The sequence below is a fragment of the Adhaeribacter pallidiroseus genome (assembly GCF_003340495.1).
Classification (GTDB): domain Bacteria; phylum Bacteroidota; class Bacteroidia; order Cytophagales; family Hymenobacteraceae; genus Adhaeribacter; species Adhaeribacter pallidiroseus.
Genome location: NZ_QASA01000001.1, coordinates 5,098,527 through 5,123,904 on the forward strand (window position 1 = coordinate 5,098,527; position 25,378 = coordinate 5,123,904).

Annotated in this window: 15 protein-coding genes; 8 read left to right on the forward strand and 7 right to left on the reverse strand. The window is 44.8% G+C overall.

Annotated features, from left to right (window positions below):
* The first annotated feature begins 653 nt into the window (after positions 1–653).
* Entirely contained in the window at positions 654–1,796 is a 1,143-nt protein-coding gene (locus tag AHMF7616_RS20290) for a DmpA family aminopeptidase (protein ID WP_115374546.1), read from the forward strand.
* Positions 1,780–2,634 carry an aminotransferase class IV gene (locus tag AHMF7616_RS20295; RefSeq protein ID WP_115374547.1) on the forward strand — a complete coding sequence of 285 codons (855 nt, stop codon included), beginning with the start codon at positions 1,780–1,782 and terminating at the stop codon, positions 2,632–2,634. The genes AHMF7616_RS20290 and AHMF7616_RS20295 overlap by 17 nt, the downstream gene beginning before the upstream one ends.
* Here the strand turns inward: AHMF7616_RS20295 and AHMF7616_RS20300 are convergent.
* Positions 2,631–3,761, reverse strand: coding sequence for an HNH endonuclease (locus AHMF7616_RS20300; RefSeq protein WP_115374548.1), 1,131 nt, complete (start codon positions 3,759–3,761; stop codon positions 2,631–2,633). The two genes, AHMF7616_RS20295 and AHMF7616_RS20300, sit on opposite strands and share 4 nt — an antisense overlap.
* 490 nt (positions 3,762–4,251) lie before the next feature.
* On the opposite strand from AHMF7616_RS20300, the gene AHMF7616_RS20305 reads away from it, so the two are divergent.
* The 6 genes from AHMF7616_RS20305 (at position 4,252) to AHMF7616_RS20340 (ending at position 12,269) form a co-directional block, all read left to right on the forward strand.
* The gene (locus AHMF7616_RS20305) at positions 4,252–4,905 is read left to right on the forward strand and encodes a hypothetical protein (RefSeq protein ID WP_115374549.1); all 654 of its coding nucleotides are present in this window, start codon (positions 4,252–4,254) and stop codon (positions 4,903–4,905) included.
* A 294-nt stretch (positions 4,906–5,199) separates the two neighbouring features.
* The gene (locus AHMF7616_RS20310) at positions 5,200–7,257 is read left to right on the forward strand and encodes a tetratricopeptide repeat-containing sensor histidine kinase (RefSeq protein ID WP_115374550.1); all 2,058 of its coding nucleotides are present in this window, start codon (positions 5,200–5,202) and stop codon (positions 7,255–7,257) included.
* A gap of 4 nt (positions 7,258–7,261) precedes the next feature.
* Positions 7,262–8,011 (forward strand): LytR/AlgR family response regulator transcription factor, encoded by a 750-nt coding sequence (locus AHMF7616_RS20315; protein ID WP_115374551.1) that lies wholly within the window; start codon positions 7,262–7,264, stop codon positions 8,009–8,011.
* A gap of 649 nt (positions 8,012–8,660) precedes the next feature.
* Positions 8,661–9,038 carry a hypothetical protein gene (locus AHMF7616_RS20325; protein WP_115374553.1) on the forward strand — a complete coding sequence of 126 codons (378 nt, stop codon included), beginning with the start codon at positions 8,661–8,663 and terminating at the stop codon, positions 9,036–9,038.
* 567 nt (positions 9,039–9,605) lie between these two features.
* A complete protein-coding gene (locus tag AHMF7616_RS20335; protein ID WP_115374555.1) occupies positions 9,606–10,259 on the forward strand; it encodes a hypothetical protein in 654 nt (217 codons plus the stop codon).
* A gap of 222 nt (positions 10,260–10,481) precedes the next feature.
* Positions 10,482–12,269 carry a T9SS type A sorting domain-containing protein gene (locus tag AHMF7616_RS20340; protein ID WP_115374556.1) on the forward strand — a complete coding sequence of 596 codons (1,788 nt, stop codon included), beginning with the start codon at positions 10,482–10,484 and terminating at the stop codon, positions 12,267–12,269.
* A gap of 254 nt (positions 12,270–12,523) precedes the next feature.
* Here the strand turns inward: AHMF7616_RS20340 and AHMF7616_RS20345 are convergent, their stop codons facing one another.
* The 6 genes from AHMF7616_RS20345 to AHMF7616_RS20365 form a co-directional block, all read right to left on the reverse strand.
* Positions 12,524–14,944: an ABC transporter permease gene (locus AHMF7616_RS20345; protein WP_115374557.1), complete on the reverse strand. Its 2,421-nt coding sequence runs from the start codon at positions 14,942–14,944 to the stop codon at positions 12,524–12,526.
* Positions 14,945–15,082: 138 nt separating this feature from the next.
* Positions 15,083–17,386, reverse strand: coding sequence for an ABC transporter permease (locus AHMF7616_RS20350; RefSeq protein ID WP_199474287.1), 2,304 nt, complete (start codon positions 17,384–17,386; stop codon positions 15,083–15,085).
* A complete protein-coding gene (locus AHMF7616_RS26795; protein WP_199474289.1) occupies positions 17,350–17,484 on the reverse strand; it encodes an ABC transporter permease in 135 nt (44 codons plus the stop codon). The genes AHMF7616_RS20350 and AHMF7616_RS26795 overlap by 37 nt, the downstream gene beginning before the upstream one ends.
* A gap of 45 nt (positions 17,485–17,529) precedes the next feature.
* Positions 17,530–19,953, reverse strand: coding sequence for an ABC transporter permease (locus AHMF7616_RS20355; protein ID WP_115374558.1), 2,424 nt, complete (start codon positions 19,951–19,953; stop codon positions 17,530–17,532).
* 167 nt (positions 19,954–20,120) lie between these two features.
* Positions 20,121–22,484: an ABC transporter permease gene (locus AHMF7616_RS20360; RefSeq protein ID WP_115374559.1), complete on the reverse strand. Its 2,364-nt coding sequence runs from the start codon at positions 22,482–22,484 to the stop codon at positions 20,121–20,123.
* 118 nt (positions 22,485–22,602) lie between these two features.
* Positions 22,603–25,020 carry an ABC transporter permease gene (locus AHMF7616_RS20365; RefSeq protein WP_115375705.1) on the reverse strand — a complete coding sequence of 806 codons (2,418 nt, stop codon included), beginning with the start codon at positions 25,018–25,020 and terminating at the stop codon, positions 22,603–22,605.
* Positions 25,021–25,378 lie beyond the last annotated feature (358 nt).

Here is a 25,378-nt window from a genome sequence, read left to right on the forward strand (position 1 = left end):
TTGTTTTTCAATAAATTAAGGCAATTTTTTAAATTTTCCACTGTAAAATCGTCCGGTTTTGATACAACTTCTTGTTCGTTTTTGCAACAACCTGAGTTTAGGGTAAACAGTTGATTTAACAACTAAATCGGGCGCCAGTGTTTGTCGCAGCAGTATTTGGTGTCGCTGAACATAAAATCAATTTCTCGACGAAAGTATGGCGGTGGCCGAATCTAAAGAACAACTGTTGCCGCTAGTACAAACTACAAACTCGCACCAGCAAGCAAGCAAATTCCGCCAGTATGGAGACCCATGTCATACAGTTAAGGAATGCCACCTATTGTAAACTTTAATCAGCTACTTTAAATCATCTCCCAACTTTCTTCGAAGAAAGACTTTTTTCATCTTCTTGCCTTAACTGAATGACATGGGTTTGGAGACTAACTTTGCTCTATTAAGTTACCAGTGGCGCTACGCTGAACACGGGTGCCCGATAAAGTTGTCCGTAACGTTATGCTAAACAGCTTGCAACACCCACCAGTTTATCCGGAGAGCAAGCACGTTTTTTAAATTTTTACTTTGATTACCATTATTCCTTATATTTTATTTACTTCAGGCTGCTATTTGTTTAAACTTTACGAAATAGCTACCAAAAATACCTATCAGGCCACCCTATGGTTCCTTTTTCAAAAATCTGCTTTGTATTCGGGATACTCCTGCTGGTGGGATCGGTGCGGGCGCAGGAGCGGAAACGGGCGCGGGAATACGGCTTGAAAATTGGCATCCTGCCCACCGGAAAAAACAACGCCATTACCGATGTGCCCGGCGTAAAAGTAGGCCATACTACCCTTATTCAAGGCGAAAATATCCGGACGGGCGTAACGGCGATTGTGCCGCACGCGGGTAACCTGTTTCAGGAAAAAGTACCGGCGGCGGTGTACGTGGGTAATGGTTTTGGCAAACTGGCCGGCAGTACGCAGGTGCAAGAACTTGGTAACCTGGAAACGCCTATTGTACTCACCAATACCTTAAGTGTAGCCAACGCCCTGAACGCTTTGGTAAGCTATTCGTTGCAATTGCCCGGCAACGAGAAAGTACAATCGGTAAACGCGGTTGTGGGCGAAACTAATGATGGTTACCTGAACGACATTCGGGGCCGGCACATTACAGAAGCGCACGCCCGGGAAGCTATTCAACAAGCAAAAGAAGGCCCGGTAGCCGAAGGCAACGTAGGCGCGGGCACCGGTACGGTTTGTTTCGGGTTTAAAGGCGGCATTGGTACGGCTTCGCGGCAACTTAAACCCGAGCAAGGGAGCTATACCGTAGGCGTGTTGGTGCAAACGAATTTTGGGGGCGTATTGCAGATAAACGGAGTGCCCATGGGCGAAGAATTAAAAAATTACCTGAACGAACAAATGCAAGCGAAAGCCGATGGGTCGTGCCTGATCGTGGTAGCGACCGATGCCCCCGTGGAGGCGCGTAACCTGGAACGAATAGCCAAACGGGCCTTGCTGGGCTTAGGCAAAACCGGCGGCATTGCGGCCAACGGCAGCGGCGACTACGTGATTGCTTTTTCTACACACCCTAATTTACGCATTTCGCATAACTCAGCAGAAAAAACGCAAACCGTAACTTTACTGCGCAACGATGATGTAACACCCTTGTTTTTAGCCACCATTGAGGCCACCGAAGAAGCCATTCTGAATTCGCTATTTAAAGCCGAAACTTTAACCGGACGAGAACAGCATCGTATTCCAGCTTTACCGATTGAGCAAACGCTTAAAATTTTAAAAAAACACCATGCCCTCCAGCCCTAACCTGTACGTTTACCACCGCGGCGAAATTATTCCGTTAGAAAAAGCTTTTTTGCACATCAGCGATTTAGCGGTGCAACGCGGCTACGGTATTTTCGATTTTTTTAAAATTATAAACGGCATCCCGTTGTTTCTGGACGATTACCTGGCCCGCTTTTACGAATCGGCGAGGCTGATGCACTTACCGGTACTTTTAACTCCGGATGAACTCAAAAAAGTGTTGTACCGGTTAATGGCGCAAAACCAAATCCCGCAATCGGGTATAAAAATGGTTTTAACGGGCGGCTACTCCGAAGATGGCTACACGCCCGCCGCACCTAACCTGCTCATCACCCAGCAACCCATTACCTTGCTTACCGCAGCCCAGGTGCAGCAAGGCATACAAGTAATTACCTACTCCTACATCCGGGACCTGGCCGAGGCCAAAACCATTAATTATTCTACCGGTATCCGGCTGCAGCCCCACATGCGCGCCCAGGGGGCGCAGGATATTTTATACCACCAGAACGGCATTATTACCGAGTGCCCCCGCAGTAATCTCTTTATCGTTACCCACGACAATCAAGTAATTACCCCGAAGAAAGATGTATTGAAAGGCATTACCCGGAAAAATGTACTGGAGGTAGCCCACCAGAAATATGCCACCGTAGAAGGAGTCGTAACGCTAACTGATCTGGCGCAGGCCAAAGAAGCATTTACTACCAGCACCACCAAGCAAATTTTACCCGTTGTGCAGGTAGATGATCAGGTAATAGGGAATGGTAAACCCGGCACCGTAACTTTAGATTTGTGGCAGGATTTACTGTCTTTGGAGAAACAGCAGGCTTTGGTAAGGGTCTAATCAGTTAAATTATTTGGTTCTTCTGATAAATCAGAGTTATCAAATAATGAAAGCTTTGAATCATATGGAACCATGTAGATCTCTGCAATATCCTCAGGATTAAAGGTTATATCGGTTACTTCTCCTGTTTTAATATCATATGCTTTCAAATCACTCATTATGTTTGGTTCGAATGAAAAAGTAATAAACTCTTCTTCCTTAATATTATTTTGTGATGAGAAATCTTTTATTATCCTAAAATACTTAGCCCCTAATTTCGGTTCTGAAAATAATATAGGAGGACATAATGTTACTGAAGAAGGGCTGCCATTATATAAACCATTGTTTTTATCTGTTAGAGAAAAAGGCAGAGGAAATTGAAAAATATAACTTTGGAAGTACAATGCAAATACATGATTTGGAATCCTATTTTTAGGTTCAAATTTCCTGAACAAAAAGCAAATTGGGTTAGCAACTGAATGATTATGTGGCAATTCATAATAGGCGATTTTTGCCACTTCTGAAAAAAAGTTATCATCTTCTTTTAAATGCTGAAACGCATATTTATAATCATCTACATATTTTTCAGGTATAATGGATAAAGCAACTTTTAAAAATGCTTTATAAACTTTGATTGGAACATAAGATGGCTTTAGAAACTTAATCTCTGCTTTACCTGCCCTATCATCAATGGTAAAAATACCTTTTGCTAAGGTAGGAAGCGATAAACTTATACCATCCTTTATACCATAAAACTCTTTTCTTTTTGCTAATAACTTGTAACCAGAAGAATTAAAAATTGGTATTTTATTGTCCTTACTTTTTACGCCAGATAAGGTCCGCGATACTCCAAGGAAATTTGCTAAATTATTCTCGTACTTTTTACCAAAAAAATCATTGCAACTATCACATTCAAAATCAGAGATTAAATACTTATTACCTAGAAGCTCTGGTATAATATGCGATATATTATTAAAGGTTGTTTGCGAATAGTCTCGCCCACAAAAACGGCATTTCCTTTTTTCCTTCGGTTTAATATTTTTTATTTCTTCGATTGGACAAATCGCTAATCTCTCTATGCCGTAATTTTTTAGAAATCTATCCCTTTCTTCAATAAGTTCTGGGAATGTACAAAATTCCATTTTCATAAATTTATTTTATGAATCCTCAAAAATCTAAAATTTTTAATTTATTATTTAAAGACTAAGTTAATAACTTCTAATAATAAGGCCTCCGCTACATTGGATTACGATAGCTTCTATCTTGAAATTTAGCTTAATTTTGAATATTTTTTATACTTCTGAAATATCCTTTTTTGTTATAAAGTAAAAAAGAGCACGAACGGAAATTAAAGAATTCGCTTTTTTTGAATGTAAAACATTAAAAGTAATTAATAATGGGCATTTTGGTTGTGCTTAGAGTTAGCGCAGCGCTCTACCCATAACCGCACTTACTATCAATAATCCACCAAATGGCAGGTAGTTATTACTTATAGGTATTGCAGCTGCCATACCACATAGCTTTATCTTACTTACCACTTATGAGGTGAAATCCACCACTTGTGGAATAGCCGTTGTTAGTACTGTTTAAATTCTGCACCTTTCCGGTATAGTGTATAACCCTTTAACAACCAAACAAATGAACCGGATAAAATTAATCCTCATGCTACTCCTGCTCGTGGCAGCCGGCAGTTGCGAAAAAGAAAACGCTTTCGTTGGTAGTTCCCCCATGGCCCCATCTGGTACCGGAGCAACTGCTTCTGCCGGGAGCCAGCAAGACGCCACGCTATCACTCTCCAAAACCCAAGCTTTAGCAATAATTAATGCCCATTACAGCGATACATTTTACCCAATTAAACTCGAACAGGTAAAAGGGCAAAGCCGGCAGCAGTTTACATTATGGTTGCAAAGTACTCCCTTAGCTTCCTCTAAATCTTATTTGCTTCCCTTACTTTCTAACCCAACCACCGAATATGTTCTATTAAATGTTACGTTGCGGGCAACCGGTAAAAAGGCTACTGTGGGGTTAGTGGGCGTTCCCAATGCGCTAACTAATAGCTACGACGAGGCGGTGGCGGTAGTGGCACCCGTTATTCCAGTAAGTATCCCTGTAAAGATTTGCAAATGGAAAAATTGCTCCCCTCGAGGAAAATGCCGGACTTGGGTAAGCATTATTCCGGCAAGCGCCAGCTGTCCTACGAACGAATGCAACAAAAACCACCCCTGTGATCCCAGCGATTTTACCGGAACCTGGGGTCTTGTTTCCCTGCATCAGGCCATAGCAGCGTTTTAATTTTTTAAATTTCAACAGTTCTGCTTACCTCATTTTTAAAAATCTGCTGCGTTAGGCGCTTTAAGAAGATGCTGTTATGCTACTTCATCAGAATTTGTACTTCCCCAGGATAGCCTCTCCCAAAAACGGATAAGTTGTTTTTTAAAATATTTTTTAGAACAGAAAACGGTCAGTGGTTTACCCAGCAATCATTTATCGGGGCTTTCTGTTGCTTTTCTTACCATTAGTAATTATCTTGATTAAAGGTTTCGTTACCAATAACTTAACCGGGTAATTCTATCTTATGGTACAGCTATGAAGCCTTGCTTCTTCGGGTTACCGCTTGCTCTGGTTTTGGTAGTAACCAGCTTGTTTCTGCACGCGCAAGTTATACCCGAAAAGTCGCGGCCAAAAGCCAACAACCCGCTGGTCTCTCCCCTGGCGCAAGCCGAAGTAGATAGCTTACAACTGCTCTTGCGCCTTACTCCCCTTACAGGTAAAATCGCTATTTACGGCCAGTTGTGTTTTACGTACGCCAGTACCATCGGTAATTTAGAACGGGCGCACCAGTATGCCGATAGTATCCAGCTAGTAGCTACTCAGTTAAAGAGTAAGGCGGCCTTGTCCACTGCTACCTTTTATGCGGGCATGTTGGCTCGCCTGGATGGCCAGCCGGCCGAAGCCCTGCGGCATTTTAACCAGCACCTGGCTTTTTGTAAAACCACCAAAGACTCCGCAGGCGTAGCCAATAGCCTGATTCACATAGCGGTAGTAAACAACGAGTTGGGCAATTATGATAAAAGCCTGGCCATTAGTTACCAGGCGATGAACCTGTACGAAAAGATTGGTGATTGGTACGGAGTAGCCCGGTCCGCGATGAATATTGGGATGTTATTCGTGTCGATGAAAAAAGGAGAAGATGCCATTGAGATGTTTCAAAAATCGCTGGCCAGTTTTACGCGCGCCTCCCCTAACGTAAACGCAAAAATGGGCAAGCTGCGCGCTCTGATTAATCTGGGCGATGCGTACGCCAAAATGAAGCAATACGAAAAAGCCCGCCGTTTTTTTAAACAATCGTTGGCCCTTAGTCAATCGATCGGGTCGCCGCGCACGGCCGCCACCAGCTTGGGAAATATCGGGGAAGTATTAACCGCTACTAACCAATACGATAGCGCCTTGGTGTATCATCTCCGGGCCTTGGCCATGCGGGAACAAGCTCTGCAAAGAGACAAAATGGCGATTAATCTTACCTGGATCGGCGAAACTTACCTGGCTTTAAAAAAATATCCGCAAGCACAGGCGGCTCTCTTAAGAGCCCTGGCTCTGGCGCAAGAGTACCATTCCAAACCAACGCAACGGGATGTGTACGAAAAGCTATCGGTATTATCCGCGGCTCAGCAAGATTTTAAAAAAGCCTACCACTACCACCAGTTATTTGCCTTAACCCAGGATAGCATTTTAAACGAAGAAAGCGCCCGGCGCCTCAGCGAACTGCAAACCAAGTACGAAACCGGCGAAAAAGACAAGCAAATTGCCCTGCTGGCGAAAGAAAAGCAAGTGCAGCAGAAAGAAGCCCAACGCCAAAAGTTGCAGCAAAGGGCCCTGGTGGGTGGTTTATTGTTAGTACTGGTTATTGCCTGGTTATTTATTTACTTACTGCGCCAGCGCCTGAAAAATCAAAAAATAGTACTACTCAAAAATCAGGAAATTCAGGAATCTAACTTAAAGCGCCAAATGACCGAACTGGAAATGAAAGCCTTGCGCGCCCAGATGAATCCGCATTTTATATTTAATTGCATGAACTCCATTAACCGCATGATTCTGGACGGAGAAACGGATGGCGCTTCCCGGTATTTGGTAAAGCTTTCTAAATTAATTCGCCTGATTCTGGAAAATACCGAAAAATCTTTTGTTTCTCTGGCCAATGAATTAACCATGCTGGATGCGTACTTGCAACTAGAGAACCTGCGCTTTAAAGGCCGCATCGGGTATGCGTTCCGGGTGGATGAAGCCATTGATCCGGAAATTACTTTTATTCCGCCCATGGTGCTGCAGCCGTTTGTCGAAAATGCCATTTGGCACGGGTTAATGCACAAAGAAAAAACCGAAGAAGGCACTATTTGCATCAGCATTGCCGAAAAAGAAGATACCTTAATTTGCGTGATTGAAGATAACGGCGTAGGCCGGGAAATGGCGACTAAACTGGAACGAAAGCCGGTAGGCCGGAAATCATTGGGCTTACAAATTACCGAAGAACGGCTGCGGCTGTTTCATAAAGGCAAAATGGGCCGTTTTGTGCAAATAACCGACTTAAAAGATGCCGGGAACCAGGCAACCGGTACCCGGGTAGACATACAGGTACCCCTAGGCTAAAACCATGATCCGTGCCATTTTAATCGATGACGAAGCCGATGCCCGGGAAGGACTAAAACTGGCCCTTACCAAATATTGCCCGGAAGTAGCTATTCTGCAGGTATGCGAATCGCCCCAGCAAGGCTTAGAAGCCATTGAAAAACTGGAACCCGATTTAGTTTTCCTGGATGTGCAAATGCCCGGCATGTCGGGGTTTGATTTATTGCAACAAATCCGGCGCATTAACTTTGCCGTTATTTTTGTAACCGCTTTTGATCGGTATGCCATTAAAGCCATTAAATTCAGCGCGCTGGATTATTTGTTAAAACCCATCGATGTAGACGACCTGATCCACGCGGTACAAAAAGTAAAAGAACAAGCCCCGGCTCACCGGCACGCGGCGCATTACCAGTCGGCGTTTAGCAATAGCCAGTATACGGCCGGTAAAATTGCGAAACTCGCCGTGCCAACCCACAACGGCATCGACTTTTTTTTAACCGATGACATTATTTATTGCCAGGCCGACGGGAGTTATACCACTTTGTTTTTAAAAGGCAAAGCCAAACAAGTAGTATGTAAAAAATTAATTGATTTTGAAAACTTATTAGCCGAATCCGGGTTTTGCCGGGTGCATCATTCCTCGCTCATTAACCTCAAACACATCCTCAAATACATCAAAGGCGAAGGCGGATACGTTATTTTAACGGATAATTACCACGTGGATATTTCGCGCCGTAAAAAAGAAGAATTTCTCCAATTACTGGATCGCTTGTAAGAGCAAGAAATTAGATGCTAGATATTAGATGTTAGACTTTGGACCATGCCAATCAGTTAAGCGCATCCGATAAAGAATGTCCCTCTTGGCAGAAGGTTGGGGGATGATTAACGCCAGGTGAACCAAAGTAGGAAAAAGGCAAAACTCCTTGATTTCAAGAAGCTAGATATCGGGCTCCTATTTTTTTACTATCCAGTAAATTAGTGAATATTTTATACTAAGTACGTAGCCAAAAACAAGTAAAAATGTTCTGTCATTCAGGAGGAAACTATTTAGCTACGTAGCCAAATAGTTTCCTCCTGAATGACAGCTCTGGCACCTGCTTGTATCTTTTAAGCTAATCTTAGTCAGGCACTTTCTTAGTACAAATGCCAAAATTTCCTTCCCAAAATATCCTTTTCTTTCGCCAACTCCTAAGTATCAACTTAGTCTTTTCTCTTCGCTACATCTATCTGGTGATTAACCTGATCACTTATGTGGCGAAACAAACCACTTACAAAACCAGATTTACCACTGCTAAAAGATTACTGGTTTTACCGAAGAAGCACGCCTACCTTTCCGATGTTCTTTCTGAATCCAGGTTAACACTTCTCATTTCAGGACTTAGGAAAGACTAAAACCTTCTAAAAATTTAAAAAAGGAGGCTATCATGGCAGACAAACTAAAAGTAACATTTACCACCATTAACGTTACCAATAACGGCGAATGGCGGGGCAAAGGCGAAGTTTACTGGGAATTAACCGTAGACGACCAACCCGTGGATTATCGTTCCCTGACCAACCCTTTAAAATTAGCCGACGGCGAAACGGTGCAATTAATTAAAAGTGCTACCGTACGCAAAGCGGCGGGCCAGCCTTTAACCATTCAGGGTTCGGTGAGTGAAAAAGATAATCTGGATAAAGATGACTTTGCGGAATTTCTGGATACGTATACCGGTTCGGCTGGTTGGGGATTAGGTACGCACAAACGGGTACTCCGCGACGGCAACCTGGATGTAACGGTTACTTACAAAATTGAGCGGCAGTAAGGTATTCAGGCTAAATTTTTAAAATTTCCCAGCCTCCCGTTTGTTGCTCATAAAGCCCCGACGTTCCGGTTGGTCGGGGCTTTCTTTTTGCTTTTCCCAACGAAACGGTTGGTCACGCAGGCGTAACCCCGGTAATTTTTAAAAAAGGATCGGTCAGAATAGTCATTAACCATCCGCAACACCACCCTTATCTTTATTGGTCTTCCTGCTGATTCCTTTCCGGAAGGTAACCGGTATAACTTTTTACTTATTCTTTTTTTCCGTTCATTAAATTTCTCGCGCACCACCCCTATTACCAACTTCCTTCTCTTGGGCAATGGTGTTGTAAAAACAACCGCTTACAAAGCAAACGCCACCACTCGTGTAGTAGCCGTGGTTTCTTCTGGTCAAGGCCTATAGCTTAACCAAAAATTTAAAAATTACTACCGGAATACCAACCAGATCAGGTTCTAATCCTCCCCTGGCAACCGGCAGCCCTCCTCCACTAGTCCGCTATCTCTAACCGGGCTATGCTCCGCGCCATTCTCCGCTTTACCTTATCTACTTTACCTATTTTTTTAAAACACCATGAAAACTTCATTCTTAAAACTTGTTTCGGCCATCTCGGTACATGGCCTGGCCTTTGGGTTGTTTCTGGGTTGTCAACCCGAAGATCCGGCCCTTAATCCGGCAGAAACCCGTACTGCTGCTACCGAGCAAAATCTCTCCGGTTTGGAGATTTTCCCCCGCAAGCTTACCATTTATGCTTTGCACATCAACCAACGCAAAGACCCCGCGCATCCGGAATTTTGTATACCGGCTTCCAATAACTCCGTCTGCGTGCAAACCGTGGATATTGTAATAATTGCGCCCTGGCTTTCGTCGGGGGTGCAGCTTATAAATCCGGCACCACCTTGTACTACCTGCCCAGCCCAGGTCTTTCAGCAGTTAAGTAAAACTACCATTCCGGACTTTCGCACTTTGGCGGGAGTAAATACCACCACTAACTGGCCAGACCACGTGATTGCTTTCCCGCTTACCCGCAGTGCAATGGGCCTGCAATTTTATGGCCGCCAACCCAACCTAACCCGGCAAAGCTTTACTTTAAAAAATACCATTCCTTTATCGCCCACAGAAAGAACTAATTTGGGGGTAGCCGGCAAAAATCTTGTTAGTGGTTCTTATCCGGTGCGGTACAACGCCCAAAACAATACCTATACGGTGGTAGTGGGTGTTCGCTAAAATGGCTGTTCCGTTAAAAAAAGCCGCGTACCTGGTAATATCTGCTCTGGTGCTATCCTGGTCTTCGCTAGCTGCTGCATCTTTACGCCCGGATTTACGACTTTTCATCTGGAGAAACCTAGTACCCAGCGGTAAACCCGATCCTGTTAAAAGATAATTCCTTTTCAGCCTCCTGTTGCTTATAAAATTTAAAAAAATCTTCTTTCACTAAATAAATTAAAAATGAAAACTTTATTAACCCTGGTTCTTTTATTTACCTGTCAGTTGGCGCTTGGCCAAGTGCAGTACTTTCAACGTGAGTTTAATTTAAACTACGTAACTCCCGTATTCCGCCACGAACGCTTTAACAGCGGCCTTAGAACGCAGCATAACTTTGATGGGAATAACCCTTTTTACTACGTGGGCATTGGCACTTCATACAAAAACCCGGCGCTACCGGCTCCCAATAATACCGCCGACCGCCTGCGATTTACCCGTTTAAGTACCACCAGCGCCGTATTAAGTAACCGCAGCCACCAGTTTACCCGCGATGGCAAAGCCTTGGATGCGCATGCCAACAGCATTACCGAAATACGGGTAGCCAGCGGCAACGGCGGCTACGTGGCCGTGGGAGACGTAGTAAATAATGCCATAACGGGAGCGGGAGTGCCGGGTGGCAGCGATGTTTTGTTTACTAATTTAAATACTAATGGTTTTGTGGTTAATTCGTCCCGGATGGATATAGGCGGCGGCAGCGACATTGCCTGGAACATTAAAAGATCCAACACGCTGGTAGCCGGACAACTTACCTACCTGCTGTGCGGCGAATCGAAGCGAGGCAGCACGCATACCGATGCTTTTGTGGCCCGGGTAACAACAGCCGGCGCTATTATCTGGTGTAACCGGTTTAACTTCGATCCGGGAGGAGGTCAGTACAATTCGGCTCACAATTCGGCAAAGCAACTCGTGGAAGATGCCAACGGCAACATTTACGTAGTAGGCACCTTGCGGGATAATACCGGTAATAACGGCACCGATGGCTTGGCCTTTAAATTGGGTCCGGGCGGCAATCTTATCTGGGCCAATAACTACCACTCGGCGCCCGACGATCAGTTTCAGGCGGTGCGCTTAACCCAGGATAATAATTTAATTGTGGGTGGCTTTACTAATTTCGGAGGAGGTTATAATATGCAGATTACCAAGCTCACCGCCGCCGCCGGCGTTATTCAGTTCCAGAATATTCTGCGGGCTATTAATAACAACAACCTGTATCCCAGCAAATGCTACGACATTCTGGAAACGCCCGGCCCTAATTATTACCTGGCCGGTTTGGTAATACAGAACGGAGTGAACCGGGAAATGCTGTACCGGACAGGTGCCGCAGGAAATGCAATTGCCTGGAACAGTTACAACCCGATGTTGTTTTCGGTGGGCTTTGGTTTGAGCTACGTGCCGGATGCTAATTGCCCGGGCATTGCTTATTTCTCGTCGATGAAAAATACCAATAACCCTTTATTTAGCGACAGCCATATCATGAAAATCGATTTCGGGACGAAAACCTGTAATTACATGTTCCCGAAAGACCCCAGCAATTTCCCCTCGGTCCTTGTCAGACATTCCCGGTCGCGGCGAATGCAGCCATCCGGCACAGTAGCCGGACTAAGTTGCACCACCGTTACTTACGATGATAAACTGATTTGCAAAGTAGATTGCCCGAATCCTTCGACTAGCGTTAGTCCGGCCCCTGATTCCCGGATAATGGAAGTTCCGGAAATCAGCCGGCAAATAAAACTGGCGCCTAACCCGGTAACCCACACGCTGCACGTAGAAGCCAACTCCCTGGAAGCCGGTGAATACGAATTGCAGTTAACGGATATGCTAAACGGGAAAGTAGTGCACGAAAGCAAAAAAAGCAGCAACCAGGGAGCGCTCATTACAGATGTAGATCTTTCCTCGGCAGCTCCCGGAGTATACCTGTTAACCATTAAACGCGGCACCTTTGTAGCGCGACAAAGAGTTGTGAAACAGTAACCGCTGATAAATGCCGGATAAAAGGTCGTCTAGAGAATAGGCGGCCTTTTTTGTTATTACCTCAACATACTTTTTTCATCTGAAAAGTAATGCCAAACGAATAAGGGTGAAAGCCAGAAGAAGTACATTTTTAAAAATCTTGAAGATTGAGAACCATTGGTACGCCCCTGCGCCGCTTCCCTGGCTCCTGGCGATAGGTATGCGCTTGGTTTTAATTTATCCGATAGCCAACCAAGTAATGTATAGGTACATTTTTACTCACTACGCAGCGAATCCACGGGGTTTACGGTAGCAGCTTTTACCGCTTGAAAACCGACGGTTATTCCCGCAATAAAAAGAGCTAACAAGCCGGCGGTTACAAAAACTTCCCAGCTGAGCGTAATGCGGTAAGCAAAATCCTGCAACCATTTTTCCATAAAATACCAGGCCACCGGTGAGGCCACCACCAAGGCTACCCCCACTAACTTTATAAATTCTTTCGATAACAGAAAAGCTATTTCCTTTACGCTGGCCCCTAATACCTTGCGAATACCAACTTCTTTCCGGCGGCGTTCGGCAGCAAAAGCGGCTAACCCAAACAAACCCAGGCAGGCTACAAAAATAGTAACCAAAGTAAAAAGCGAAAGCAGCGATTGTAATTTATCATCGGCCTGGTACATCTGATTAAAATTCTCGTTCAGGAAATTAAACTCCAGCGGATACTCCGGAGAAAAGCGGTTCCAAACTTCTTTTACCCGCCCTATGGTATGGTCGATGCCGGCCGTCTTAATTTTAACGGCTACTTTCCAATACGCATCCGGGTAAATCTGCAGCACGGCCGGTTCTACTTTATCGTACAAACTCTTATAATGAAAGTCTTTGACTACGCCGATAATTTTACCTTTTTTTAAAGAGTCAGGATTGGCCCAGGTTTGCCAAAGCAACGGCTGGCCCAATGCTTTTTGCGGGGTTCCCAAACCCAAGGAAGCAACGGCCGTTTCGTTAATCATATAAGCCGCCGTTGCATCGGATTTTATTTGCTTCGAAAAGTCGCGGCCCGCTATCACGTCCAGGCCCAGGGTTTTCACGTAATCATGATCGATTAATAACTGCGTAACGGCCACAGCTGTATTCTCTCCGTTACGGGGCACCAGTATTTCGTCGCCGGCAAACATATCGCCCGGAAAGCCATAACCGATGGAAACCGCAGAAACTCCCGGCAATTGCAACAGTTCATTTTTAAAGGCTTCGTAGTTCTGGTTTAAATGATCGCCGCGCATCGGGAAAAACATAATTTCTTCGCGGTTAAAGCCCAAATCTTTTTGGTGGAGATATTCTACCTGGTTACTAACGACCAGGGCGCTGATAATTAACAAAACCGATAAGGCAAATTGCACTACTACCAAGCCATGCCGCAGCCAGGGAATTTGACCAGGCACACTATCCGTTACCACGGTTCCTTTTAGCACTTTAACCGGCTGAAAGCCCGATAAAACCAAGGCTGGGTAAAAACCGGCCAAAATGCCTACCACTCCGGTAAGCGCCCCTAAGAACAACAACCATTGCGGCTGGGTAAAGAAATTAAAAGTTATTTGTTTGCCGGTAAATTCGTTTAGTCCCGGCAACGCGAACAAAGTAAGTATCCCGGAAACAACGACACTGATAAAAGTAAGCAATAACGTTTCGCCGATAAATTGTTCCATTAATTGCCGGCGGCTGGCACCAATGGCTTTACGAACGCCCACTTCTTTGGCTCGCTGTAAAGACTTAGCGGTAGCCAGGTTAACAAAATTAAAACAAGCAATAAGTAAAATAAAAACGGCTACCAAACTTAAGGCGTTTACATAAGTATGATTGCCTTTGATAGTTAAAAGATCAAATTTAAAATCGGCGGAATATAAATGAACTTGCTTTAACGGCTGAAAATAAGGCAAGTAAGTAGAGCCGCCTTCTTTTAGAATAGGATGCACTTTTTCTTTTACTAAACTTTGAAATTTAGTTTCTATGGCCTGGGCATCTACTCCTTTTTTTAATTTTACATAACTGTAAAATTGCTGCCAGGTCCAGCGGGTCATGCGCTCTTTCGGAATTTGCTGCGAGGCCAGCGGCACGATAAAATTAATGGCCAAATGAAACTTTGGATTGCTTTGAAATACGCCTTTTATTGTAAAAGCTTCTTTATTAAACAGAATGGTTTTACCTACCGGGTTTTCCGGGCCAAAAAACCGTTCGGCCATTTTCTGCGAGAGCACCATAGATGCCGGGTCATCCAGCGCTTGCAAGGGAGTACCGTAAGTAAAAGTCAATGGAAAAAAATTAAAAAAAGTAGAATCCGGAGCAATGCCCCCTTCTTCGTACAATTTTTTAGCGTTTGCCTCAAAAAGGTCTTTAGAAGGTATTCGCAAAATACGCAGGGTTTCCGCTACTTCGGGATACTCTTGCTGTAAGGTAGTAGCAAACATCGGGGGAGTGCCGGCATTGTTTTCGGCTCCCTCCTGGCTGGTCCGGACGTTATAAATCCGAAAAATCTGGTCCCCCTGCGGAATAAATTGATCGAATTGTTTTTCGTCCCGCACAAATAAGCCAATGAGCAAACAAGCGGTGAGCCCCAGGGTAAGGCCGGCGATATTAATAAACGAAAAGCCTTTGTGCCGCAGCAAATTCCGGACGGCGATTTTGAGATAGTTGCGAAACATGATGGAAATGATGCGTTTACCTAAAATTTATGAAAGAAATCTTTGGTCACCAGGCAGATTATCTCATGACCGCATTATTGTGCTTGTTTTCTGTTAAAAATCAGACGGAGAAGTAATAATTTAGCTGTTGGGTATACCCTACTCGTTCCGCAGAGAATTAACCGGGTTGGCCAGTGCTGCTCTTATGGATTGGTAACTCACGGTAAGTAAGGCCATCACCAGCAGCGCCAATCCTGCTATTACAAATACTTCCCAACTAATGGCAATGCGCGAAGCAAAATTTTCGAGCCATTTACCAATTAACACGTAAGACAAGGGCGTAGCAATTACAAACGAAACAAGTACCAGCTTTACAAAATCTTTGGATACTAAGCTCACAATACTCGACACGGAGGCACCCAGTACTTTGCGCACGCCAATTTCTTTGGTGCGCTGCTGCGCCACAAAAGTGGCCAGGCCAAATAAACCCAAACAGGCTATAAAAATGGCAATAGCGGTAAAAACCAGAAAAATGCGGCCAATTTTCTCGTCGGCCTGGTATTGTTTATTAAATTCCTCGTCGAGGAAAGCATACTCATAGGGATTTTGCGGGAAAAGTTCCTGCCATTTTTTCTGCACAAAAGCCATGGTGGCCGGCAAATCTTTCGTGTTCAGCCGCAAACTAATGGTGTTGAGCCGCCAAGGCACCATCGCCATTATCAAGGGCTCGATAGGTGCTTGCAGCGACCGGTAGTGAAAGTCTTTGTACACGCCGATAATTTCTCCATCGCCGCCAAAACCAGCCGCCAGCTTTTTGCCAATCGCTTCTTCCGGCGTGGCCCAGCCAAAGGCTTTCACGGCCTTTTCATTAATTAAAAAAGCAGATTCTTTATCTGTTTGAATCGTTTTGTCAAAATTCCGTCCCGCTATTATCGGAATGCCGTAGGTTTTCAGGAAATCAAAATCAGTAAATAAATAATACATGGATTGCCCTTTGTCGTCGGCCTCGTCTTTTAAGGAAACCGCAAAATTTTGTACTTCCTGCCCGGGTACACTGGCCGAGGTGGTGGCGCTCACTACCGCCGGATGCCTTTGAAACTCACTCTTAATTTGTTCATAGTTGTCGGCCATAGAGGTGCCCCGGACGGGTAAAACCAGCATTTGTTCTTTCTCGAAGCCCAGATTTTGGTCTTTCATAAAATTTAATTGCCGGTATACCATCATGGTACCCACCAGCAGCATTAGCGAAATAGTGAACTGGCAAACTACCAAAGCTTGCCGCAAGCCGCCGCCTTTTGCCCCTAAACTTAAGCTGCCCTTCAGCACCGTTACCGGCCGGAAAGAAGCCAGCACTAATGCCGGATAAATGGCCGCCGCTATGCCTACCAGCCCGGTAAGTCCCAACAGGGTTAAAATAAATTGTGGCGTAAAAAGCAACGCAAAGGCATAGGTCTGCCCCGATAAAGCTTCAAACAAGGGCCGGGTAAGAAAAACAATGGCTAAAGCCAAAACCAGAGCCATAAACGTAAGCAGTAAAGACTCGCACAGGAACTGCATCATCAGCGCCTTTTTAGTGGCCCCAATCACTTTACGCACCCCCACTTCTTTGGCCCGGTTAGCCGATTGCGCCGTAGTAAGATTGATGTAATTCAGCGAAGCAATAAAGATGATTAAAACGGCCACTACTATCAGAATATACACATTAATGGCATTGCCCGGCACTTCGGCCTCATCTTTTAACTGCGAGTGCAGGTGAATAGCTTTTACCGGCTGCAAGAAATAATGGTACGTAACCCCCCAGTCTTTTATTTGTTCGCGCACGTACTTATTGGCGGCGGTTTTAATTTGTTTTTCGAAAGCCGGAATATTTACCTGCTCTTTTACTTTAATGTAGGTATAAAACATCGTAGAATGCCAGTTCTCGGCAACATCCTTTTTATACCAATCCTGCTTATTCCAAGTAGCCAGCGAAGTAATTAAATCCATTTTCAGGTGGCTGTTGTACGGCAGGTTTTTTAAAATTCCGGTTACCTCAAATGGCTCTTGATTTACTTTTAAAATCTTACCCAAAGGTTCGGTATTGCCGAAATATTTTTTAGCTAGTTCTTCCGTAATTATTAAAGTACCCGGCCGGTTTAAAGCCGTTTGCGCATTTCCTTTTACCAGCGGCAGGGTAAATACTTCCAAAATTTGCGGATCGGCCAGGTAAAAAGTGCGTTCATAAAAGCTTTTTCCCGGTCCGTAAGTCACTAATTGATTACTTTGCTTAACCAACCGGACTGCTTTTTCTATCTGCGGAAAATCTCGTTGCAAAGCGGCTGCCAGAGGTGCCGACGTTTGAGCAAATACCCGGTTATCGGCCCGGCTCTGAATATCAATAGCCACGCGGTACAAGCGGTCGGCAGCCGTGTGGTAGGTGTCGTAACTCAGCTCATTCCGGACAAAAAAGAAATAATTAAGCAAGCCGCTATACCTATTGCCAGACCGGCCACATTTAAAAAAGTGTAGCCTTTGTGCCGGCCTATGTTCCGGAAGGCAATTTTTAAAAAATTCTTCAGCATAGGATTAAGAGCTGGTTAAAATTTAAACTTTTAATTATTTCCCAATTACTCACTCCGCAAGCTTTTTACCGGGTTAGCAATGGCGGCCTTTATGGCCTGATAACTAACAGTAAGCAGCGCAATAAGCAAGGCTCCAGCACCAGCCAGACCAAATACCCACCAGCCAATAGTAGTGCGGTACTCAAAATCCTGTAGCCACTTCTGCATGGCCCACCAAGCAATGGGCCAGGCCAGAATATTGGCGATAAGCACTAATTTTAAAAAATCACGGGATAGCAGCGAAACAATATTGGTGAGGGAGGCGCCCAGTACTTTGCGGATGCCAATTTCCTTGGTGCGCTGTTCGGCGGTAAAAGTAGCTAAGCCAAATAAGCCTAAGCAGGCCACAAAGATGGTAAGACCCGAAAAGATACTCAGGATACGGCCAATTTTTTGCTCGGCCCGGTAGGTTTCGGCAAAACGCTCGTCCATAAAAGTATAAGCAAAAGGCGCGTCGGCGGTAAAGCTGTTCCATTGCTGTTTCATGGTTGCCAGCAAACCGGCTAAATCTTTGGTTTTAGCTTTTACAATGATAGAACCAGAGTTATTGTCTATAATCATGAGCAGGGGCGTAATGCGTTCGTGCAGCGATTCAAAATGAAAATCTTTTACCACGCCAATTACGTGGTATTCCTTCTTATCACCCTCGTTGCTAATAAACCGGAAAACTTTACGGTTTAAAATGTTCTTCCCCCAGCCAAATGACCGGGCCGCGGCCTCGTTAATCACCATGCCGGTAGAATCCGAAGCAAAATCTTTTGAGAAATTACGTCCGGCTACCAGCTGCATGCCCAAGGTAGGAATGTAATTATAATCCACGAAGTACTGCCGGGTGCTCACGCTTTGGGCCGCATTGTTTTCGGGCAATACCACCGAGTTTTCAGAATTGGTAGGGCCCACCGGCACAAACCCCGACACACTCGCATTGACTACCCGCGGGTCTTGCAAAAGCTGCTGCCGGAATACTTCTTCTTGTTTGCCCAGCACGTACGTATCGTGCAGTACCACTACCTGGTCTTTGTCGAAACCTACTTTCTTGTTCTGGATGTAATTCAGCTGTTGATACACCACCGTAGTGCCAATCATTAAAGCCACCGAAATAAAAAACTGGAATACTACTAACCCGCTGCGCAAGCTCAAACTTTCCTTGCCAGCCGTGAGAGCGCCTTTTAAAACTTTCACCGGCTGAAAGGACGACAGGAAAAAAGCCGGGTAACTGCCCGCCAACACGCCCACGATTAAGCCAAACACTAATAAACCGGGTAACAGCCAGAAATTAACCGTAAAACCAAGGCTTAGTTCTTTGCCGGATAAATCGTTGAAAACCGGTAAGGCCAGATACACCAAAATTAAAGCTACCATTAAAGCAATCGCGCTCAGCAAAATAGATTCGAGTAAGAATTGCTGGATTAATTCTTTTTTTACCGAGCCCAGCACTTTGCGAATGCCTACTTCGCGGGCCCGCTTAGAAGCGCCCGCCGTAGATAAATTCATGAAGTTGATGGCCGCAATCAGTAACATAAATACCGCAATCGCCCCAAAAATATACACGTACCGGATATCGCCGCCCGGCTCCAGGTCGTTGGTTAAATCCGAGCGCAAATGAATATCGGTAACAGGTTGCAGAAACAAGCCTACATCGTCGCCTTTTTCCCGGAACTGTTTTAGGCTCATGCCCAAAGCTTTCTGCACTTCGGGTCCCATGTATTTTTCTATTACCTGCGGCATTTTAGCCTGTAGCTGTTTGTAATCGTAACCGGGGCGCAATACCAAATACGTATTAAAATTATTGCTCATCCAGGTGGTTTGTTTGGCTTCTTCTAAACCAGCCATGGAAGCCAACATATTAAAATGAAAGTGCGAATTGGCCGGTATTTTATCGATAACGCCGGTTACTTTGTAGCTGGTTTTTTCGTTTTTAAACAGCAGTATTTTGCCCATAGGGTTTTCGTTGCCGAAATACTTCTGCGCGGTGGCCCGGGTAATAACTACGGTATTAGGTTCCCGTAGTGCGGTTTTGGCATCGCCCTGCACCAAAGGCAAGGTAAATACCTGAAAAAAGTTAGCATCTACATAGGCAAACTTATCTTCCTTAAATGTGTTGTTTTGGTACGAAATAATGGGAGCACTATTTACCCGCACCCGGGTGGCTTCTTCTACTTCGGGGTAATCGCGCCGGAGCGTTTCGCCGGTGGGTGCCGAGGCCGTGGGCGTTTCCATGGTTTCCCCGTTCAGGGTAACTTTAAAAATAATACGCACCATGCGGTCTGCTTTGGTATTGAACCGGTCGTAGCTAAGTTCATCGGCCACGAACAACATAATCACCAAACAGGTAGCAATGCCGATAGCCAAACCAAAAATATTGATAGCCGAAAAAGCTTTGTTGCGCCACAAGTTGCGCAAAGCGATTTTGAGATAGTTTTGAAACATTTCGTTTACAGTTGAATGGGTTGATAATGGTGTGTTATACTGTTAGAACCTGGAGCTATGGGTTTAAAGGATTGCCATAATTCCGGATTCTGTTGCTATGTTTTTTTAAATTTTCTATTCAAACATTAACCAGGTTAATTTTTAACTCCCCTAAATTCAGGTTCTGGCTACTCGTTCCGTAGTGAATTTACCGGGTTAGCTACCGCTGCTTTTATAGCCTGAAAACTGACCGTTAGCAGCGCAAGAATAAGCGCGCCAGAGCCGGCCAAAGCAAATACTCCCCAGCCCAGCGATATGCGGCACGCATAATTCTGAAGCCATTGGTGCATCACCCAACCCGCCAAAGGCCAAGCAATTAAATTGGCAATTACTATTAGTTTTAAGAAATCACGGGAGAGCAGCGATACAATGTTGGTGAGCGAGGCGCCCAGTACTTTGCGGATACCAATTTCTTTGGTGCGCTGCTCGGCGGTATAAGTAGCTAAGCCAAATAACCCCAGGCAAGAAATAAAAATGGTAAGTGCGGTAAAAAGCACCACTAATTTCCCTACTCGCTTTTCATCGCTGAATTTCTGTTCGTAGGCTTCGTCAACAAAGCTAAATGCAAAGGGGTAAGCCGGATTGTATTTTTTAACCAGGGCTTCTGTTTTGCTTAAGTTTTCGGTTATGGTCTGGTTATTTTTAAATTTAATGTGCACCACGTTAAACCAGCTTTTGGCACCCAGTATTACCAGGGGTTCGGTGGGGGTGTAAGGCGAGCCCAGAATAAAGTTTTTTACAATGCCTACCACTTTCCACTTTTGGTCGTCAGTCACAATGGTTTGGCCAATTGGATCTTTAAAGCCCATTACTTTAACGGCCGATTCGTTTAGCATACAACCCATAGAATCGGTTGGAAAATTCTTCAGGTCGAAATCGCGGCCCGCTGTTAATTTCAGGCCAAAGGTAGGCACCAGGTCTTCGTCGGCGCACAACACGTTAAAGTTCACCAACAGTCCGGGAGTTTTACCGGCCCAGTTTACCTTGGCAGAGTTGTCCCAGAGTTCGGTAATTGGCGAGTTGGTTTGAGTAACCGAAGCGGCCACGCCGGAGCGGAGCAGGTCGTTTTTTAATAAGCGATAGTTCTTTTTCAGGTCGCCGAAATATTGCACATGAATGAGCATCTCTTTTTGGTAACCAGTATCTCTTACCTGGGCGTGTTTTATTTGTTTTTGAATAACTAGGCTCGAGATAATTAAAACAATACCAAAGGTAAACTGCACAATTACCAATAACTTATGGAAAGGAAAGGCTTTTTGGCTTTTATGAAAAATGCCTTTAAGTACGTAAACAGGTTTAAACGCCGATAAATAAAAAGCTGGGTACACCCCGGCAGCGGCTCCGGTAAAAAGTAGAAACAAAACAAAAATAACCCAGAAATAAAAGTTCTGGTAATCAATGGCAAAGTTTGCCAGCATTAACTCGTTAAAGGTGGGCAAAGCCAGGAAAACTAACCCCAAGGCCACCATACCGGCTAAAAAAGCCAGGAAAATAGACTCACCGAGAAACTGAAAAACCAGGCCTTTTTTAGTAACACCCAATACTTTCCGGACACCCACTTCCCGCGCCCGCCGCGCGCTGCGCACAGTGCTTAAGTTCATAAAATTAATGCAGGCCATTACCAGTATTAAGCCCGCGATAATGCCAAAAAACCGGACTATTTCAATACGCCCGCCGGCTACTTTCCCGTTCTCGAAATTAGAATACAAGTACCAATCGGTAAGCGGATGAAGGAATAATTGTAAATCTTTTTCGCCATGTCTGGCAGGTAAGTTTTTTAATTTTTCCTGCACCTGCGCCAGGGATGCGCCGGGCTTTAACTCCACGTACGTATGAATGGGATTGGCGTCCCAACTGGTTGCGTCTTGGCCCCAAGGATTTTGTCTTCGGAAATATTCGTAAGGCAGCAGGTACTGGAAATAGAAGCTAGAGTTTTGAGGAATGATTTTTAAAACCCCGGTAACTTTAAAATTTTCTTTATTATCCAAACGGACGATTTGGCCTATGGGATCTTGTTTTCCGAACAACGCTATCGCAAATTCTTCTGTAAGAACGACACTCTGCGGGTCTTGCAGGGCAATAATTGAATCTCCTTTTATTAAAGGAAAGCTAAATAGCTGCAAAAAATTAGGGTCGGTACAAAGGCCCGCCGCCGCTATTTCTTGCGCGTTTACTTTAAACAAATGGTTGGTAATATAACTGGTGCGGCAAGCGCTTTTAATTTCCGGGAAACTGCTATGTAGGCTGGAAGCCAGCGGGGCCGGAGTAGTATTGCCAGTTAGTACCCGTCCTGCTTCCTGCACATTGGTAAAAACGCGGTATAAAGTAGCCTTTTTCTCGTGAAACTGTTCAAAACTTAATTCGTGGTGAATCCACAGGGTAATTAATATAAAACTAGCCATGCCCACAGCCAGACCCGCAATATTGATAAAAGAAAAAGTCTTGTTTTTAAAAAGATTGCGAAGGGTAATTTTAAAATAATTCTGGAGCATGAAATATTACGTAAAATTTTTAAAAGCTCGTTTTCTATTGATGCAAGTATTTAGCTGTGCCGTACATGATTGCCATAGATTATTATTCTGGTGCTTCAATACCGCTAGCCATATAGGATCATTCACTCTGTAAACTCTTTACCGGATTGGCTAGTGCCGCTTTAATAGCCTGAAAACTCACGGTGAACAAAGCTACTACCAAGGCCGCTACTCCCGCCAGGGCAAATACCCACCAGCCTAAATCCACGCGGTAAGCAAAATCCTGGAGCCATTGGTGCATGGCATAACCAGCCAGCGGCCAGGCAATAACATTAGCCAGCAGTACTAATTTTAAAAAATCACGGGAAAGTAAGGCCACAATGTTGGGAACCGACGCCCCTAATACTTTGCGGATGCCGATTTCTTTGGTGCGCTGCTCGGCGGTAAATGTAGCTAGGCCAAACAAGCCTAAACAAGCCACTAAAATGGTAAGCCCGGCAAAAACGCCCAAGATTTTACCAATCTTTTGTTCGGCCTGGTACGTTTGGTTAAAACGCTCGTCCAGGAAAGCATAATCAAAAGGTTCTTCGGCGTTTAGCGCGTTCCATTGTTTCCGGGCGGTGGCTATTAAACCGGTCATATCGGGGGTTTTTGTTTTAACTATTAAAGTACCGCCATTCTGGCCCAAAGTCATGACCAGCGGCGAAATAGGCTCGTGAAACGATTTAAAATGAAAATCTTTGATTACCCCGATTACCCGATAAGTGGTTTTCACGCCTTCGTTATTGGTGTACGTGAGCGTATGGCCTAAAGCTTTTTTACCCCAGCCAAAGGCACTGGCCGCTTTTTCGTTTAAGATAATGCCCGTGGAATCGGTAGCCCTGGTCGAAGAAAAATTACGGCCGGCCACGAGCTTCATGCCCAGCGTAGGAATGTATTGGTCATCTACCTCGTAGCGCAGCGTTTTTACCAACTGGGCGGTTTTATTGTCGGGGTAAACCATGTAGTTGTTGTTATTACTCGGGCCAGCCGGCAGGTAACCAGATGAACTCACGCTGACTACCCGGGCATCTTGCTCGAGTTGCTGCCGGAAAAAGGTGGCTTTTTTACCTAAGGCATATTCCGGCAGTAACAATACCTGGTTGCGGTTGTAGCCTAATTCTTTGCTCTGAATATAGCGCAACTGCCGGTACACCACGGTGGTACCAATCATTAAAGCAATAGAAATAAAAAATTGAAAAACGACTAAGCCACTGCGCAAACTCAAGCTTTCTTTACCCGCCGTAAAACGGCCTTTTAATACCGCCACTGGCCGAAACGATGACAAGAAAAACGCCGGATAACTGCCCGCTAAAACACCCACGAATAAACCAAAAAACAAGATGCTGGGGAGTAGCCAGGCATTAGAAATAAAATTCAGGGATAAATTGATTCCGGCCAAACTATTAAAAAGCGGCAAAGCCAGATAAACTAAACCTACTGCCAATGCCAGCCCCATACTGGTGAGTAAAACAGATTCGGTGAGAAATTGGGTGATGAGTTCTTTTTTTACGGAACCCAATACTTTACGAATGCCTACTTCTTTCGCCCGTTTAGAAGCACTGGCCGTAGAAAGATTCATGAAATTAATGGCCGCAATAAGTAGCATAATCACCGCCACTGCCGCAAAAATATAGATGTACTGCATGCTGCTGTTGTTACCCAACTCGCCTTTTAAGTGGGAGTTCAGGTGAATGCTGGTGAGCGGTTGCAGAAACAAACCTAAATCGTTGCCATTTTGCCGGAACTGGGCCAGACTCGTACCCATGGCTTGCAACAGCTGTGGCCCCATGTATTTTTCGACTACCTGGGGCAGTTTAGCTTCCAGTTGTTTGTAGCTGTAACCTTGGGGCAGTACCAGGTAGGTATAAAATTCCGATATCATCCAGGAAGGCGATTTCGCATCCGGGAAACTGGCCATGGAGGCAAAAACATCAAAATGAAAATGCGCATTAGCGGGCATTTTTGCAATTACCCCGGTTACTTTAAGCGAAGCGTTAAAATCTTTAAAAAAAAGTACTTTGCCCATGGGGTCGGCGGTGCCAAAAAACTTGCGGGCTACTTCCTGCGAGATGACAATGCTGTTGGGCTGGATTAAGGCGGTTTTGGGGTCGCCCTGTACGAAAGGCAAGGTAAATACCTGAAAAAAATTGGCATCCACGAAGGCAAAAGCGTTTTCGCGGAAAGATTTATTGCCGTACACGATGCGCGGCGAACCGTATTGCCGCAGGCGGGTAGCTTCCTGCACTTCGGGGTAATCGGCCAGCAGGGTTTGCGCTACGGGCGGCATTACGTGCGCTTCTTCCATGTTATCCCCCTGGATAGAACCCCGGAAAATTACGCGCACGATGCGGTTAGCTTTGGTATTAAAACGGTCGTAGCTGTATTCGTGCTGCACAAACAACAAAATCAATAAACAAGTGGCCATACCCAGCGCTAAGCCCGATATATTAATGGCCGAGAAAGCCTTGTGCCGCCGCAAATTGCGTAATGCTATTATAAAATAATTTCGAAACATGGCCGCAGAGGTATAAAGCAGAAACTTAGATAAGACAGTAAAAGCCCGGGAGCCCTCCAATTAATTGGCGCCCCCGGTTAACCCTACCTACCCCAACACAAGGAATAAAAATGCCAGACTGCTATAAATTTAAAAATCAAGCATTTACAACATAAAACCAAGAGAACAATGCTTAAAAATGTCCGGTTTTGATACAGGTTTCGTTCGTTTTTAGAACAAGTTTTACCTAACCCCGCACAGATAGGCTTTAACTGTTTTTTAAAATTTATTTTTTTATCCCGTATACAGAGCTCCCTGTTTGCCAACCTTAAGCGTTATAGCCGGTTCTATTAGTGGAATATTGCTCTTAGTTCTGGGT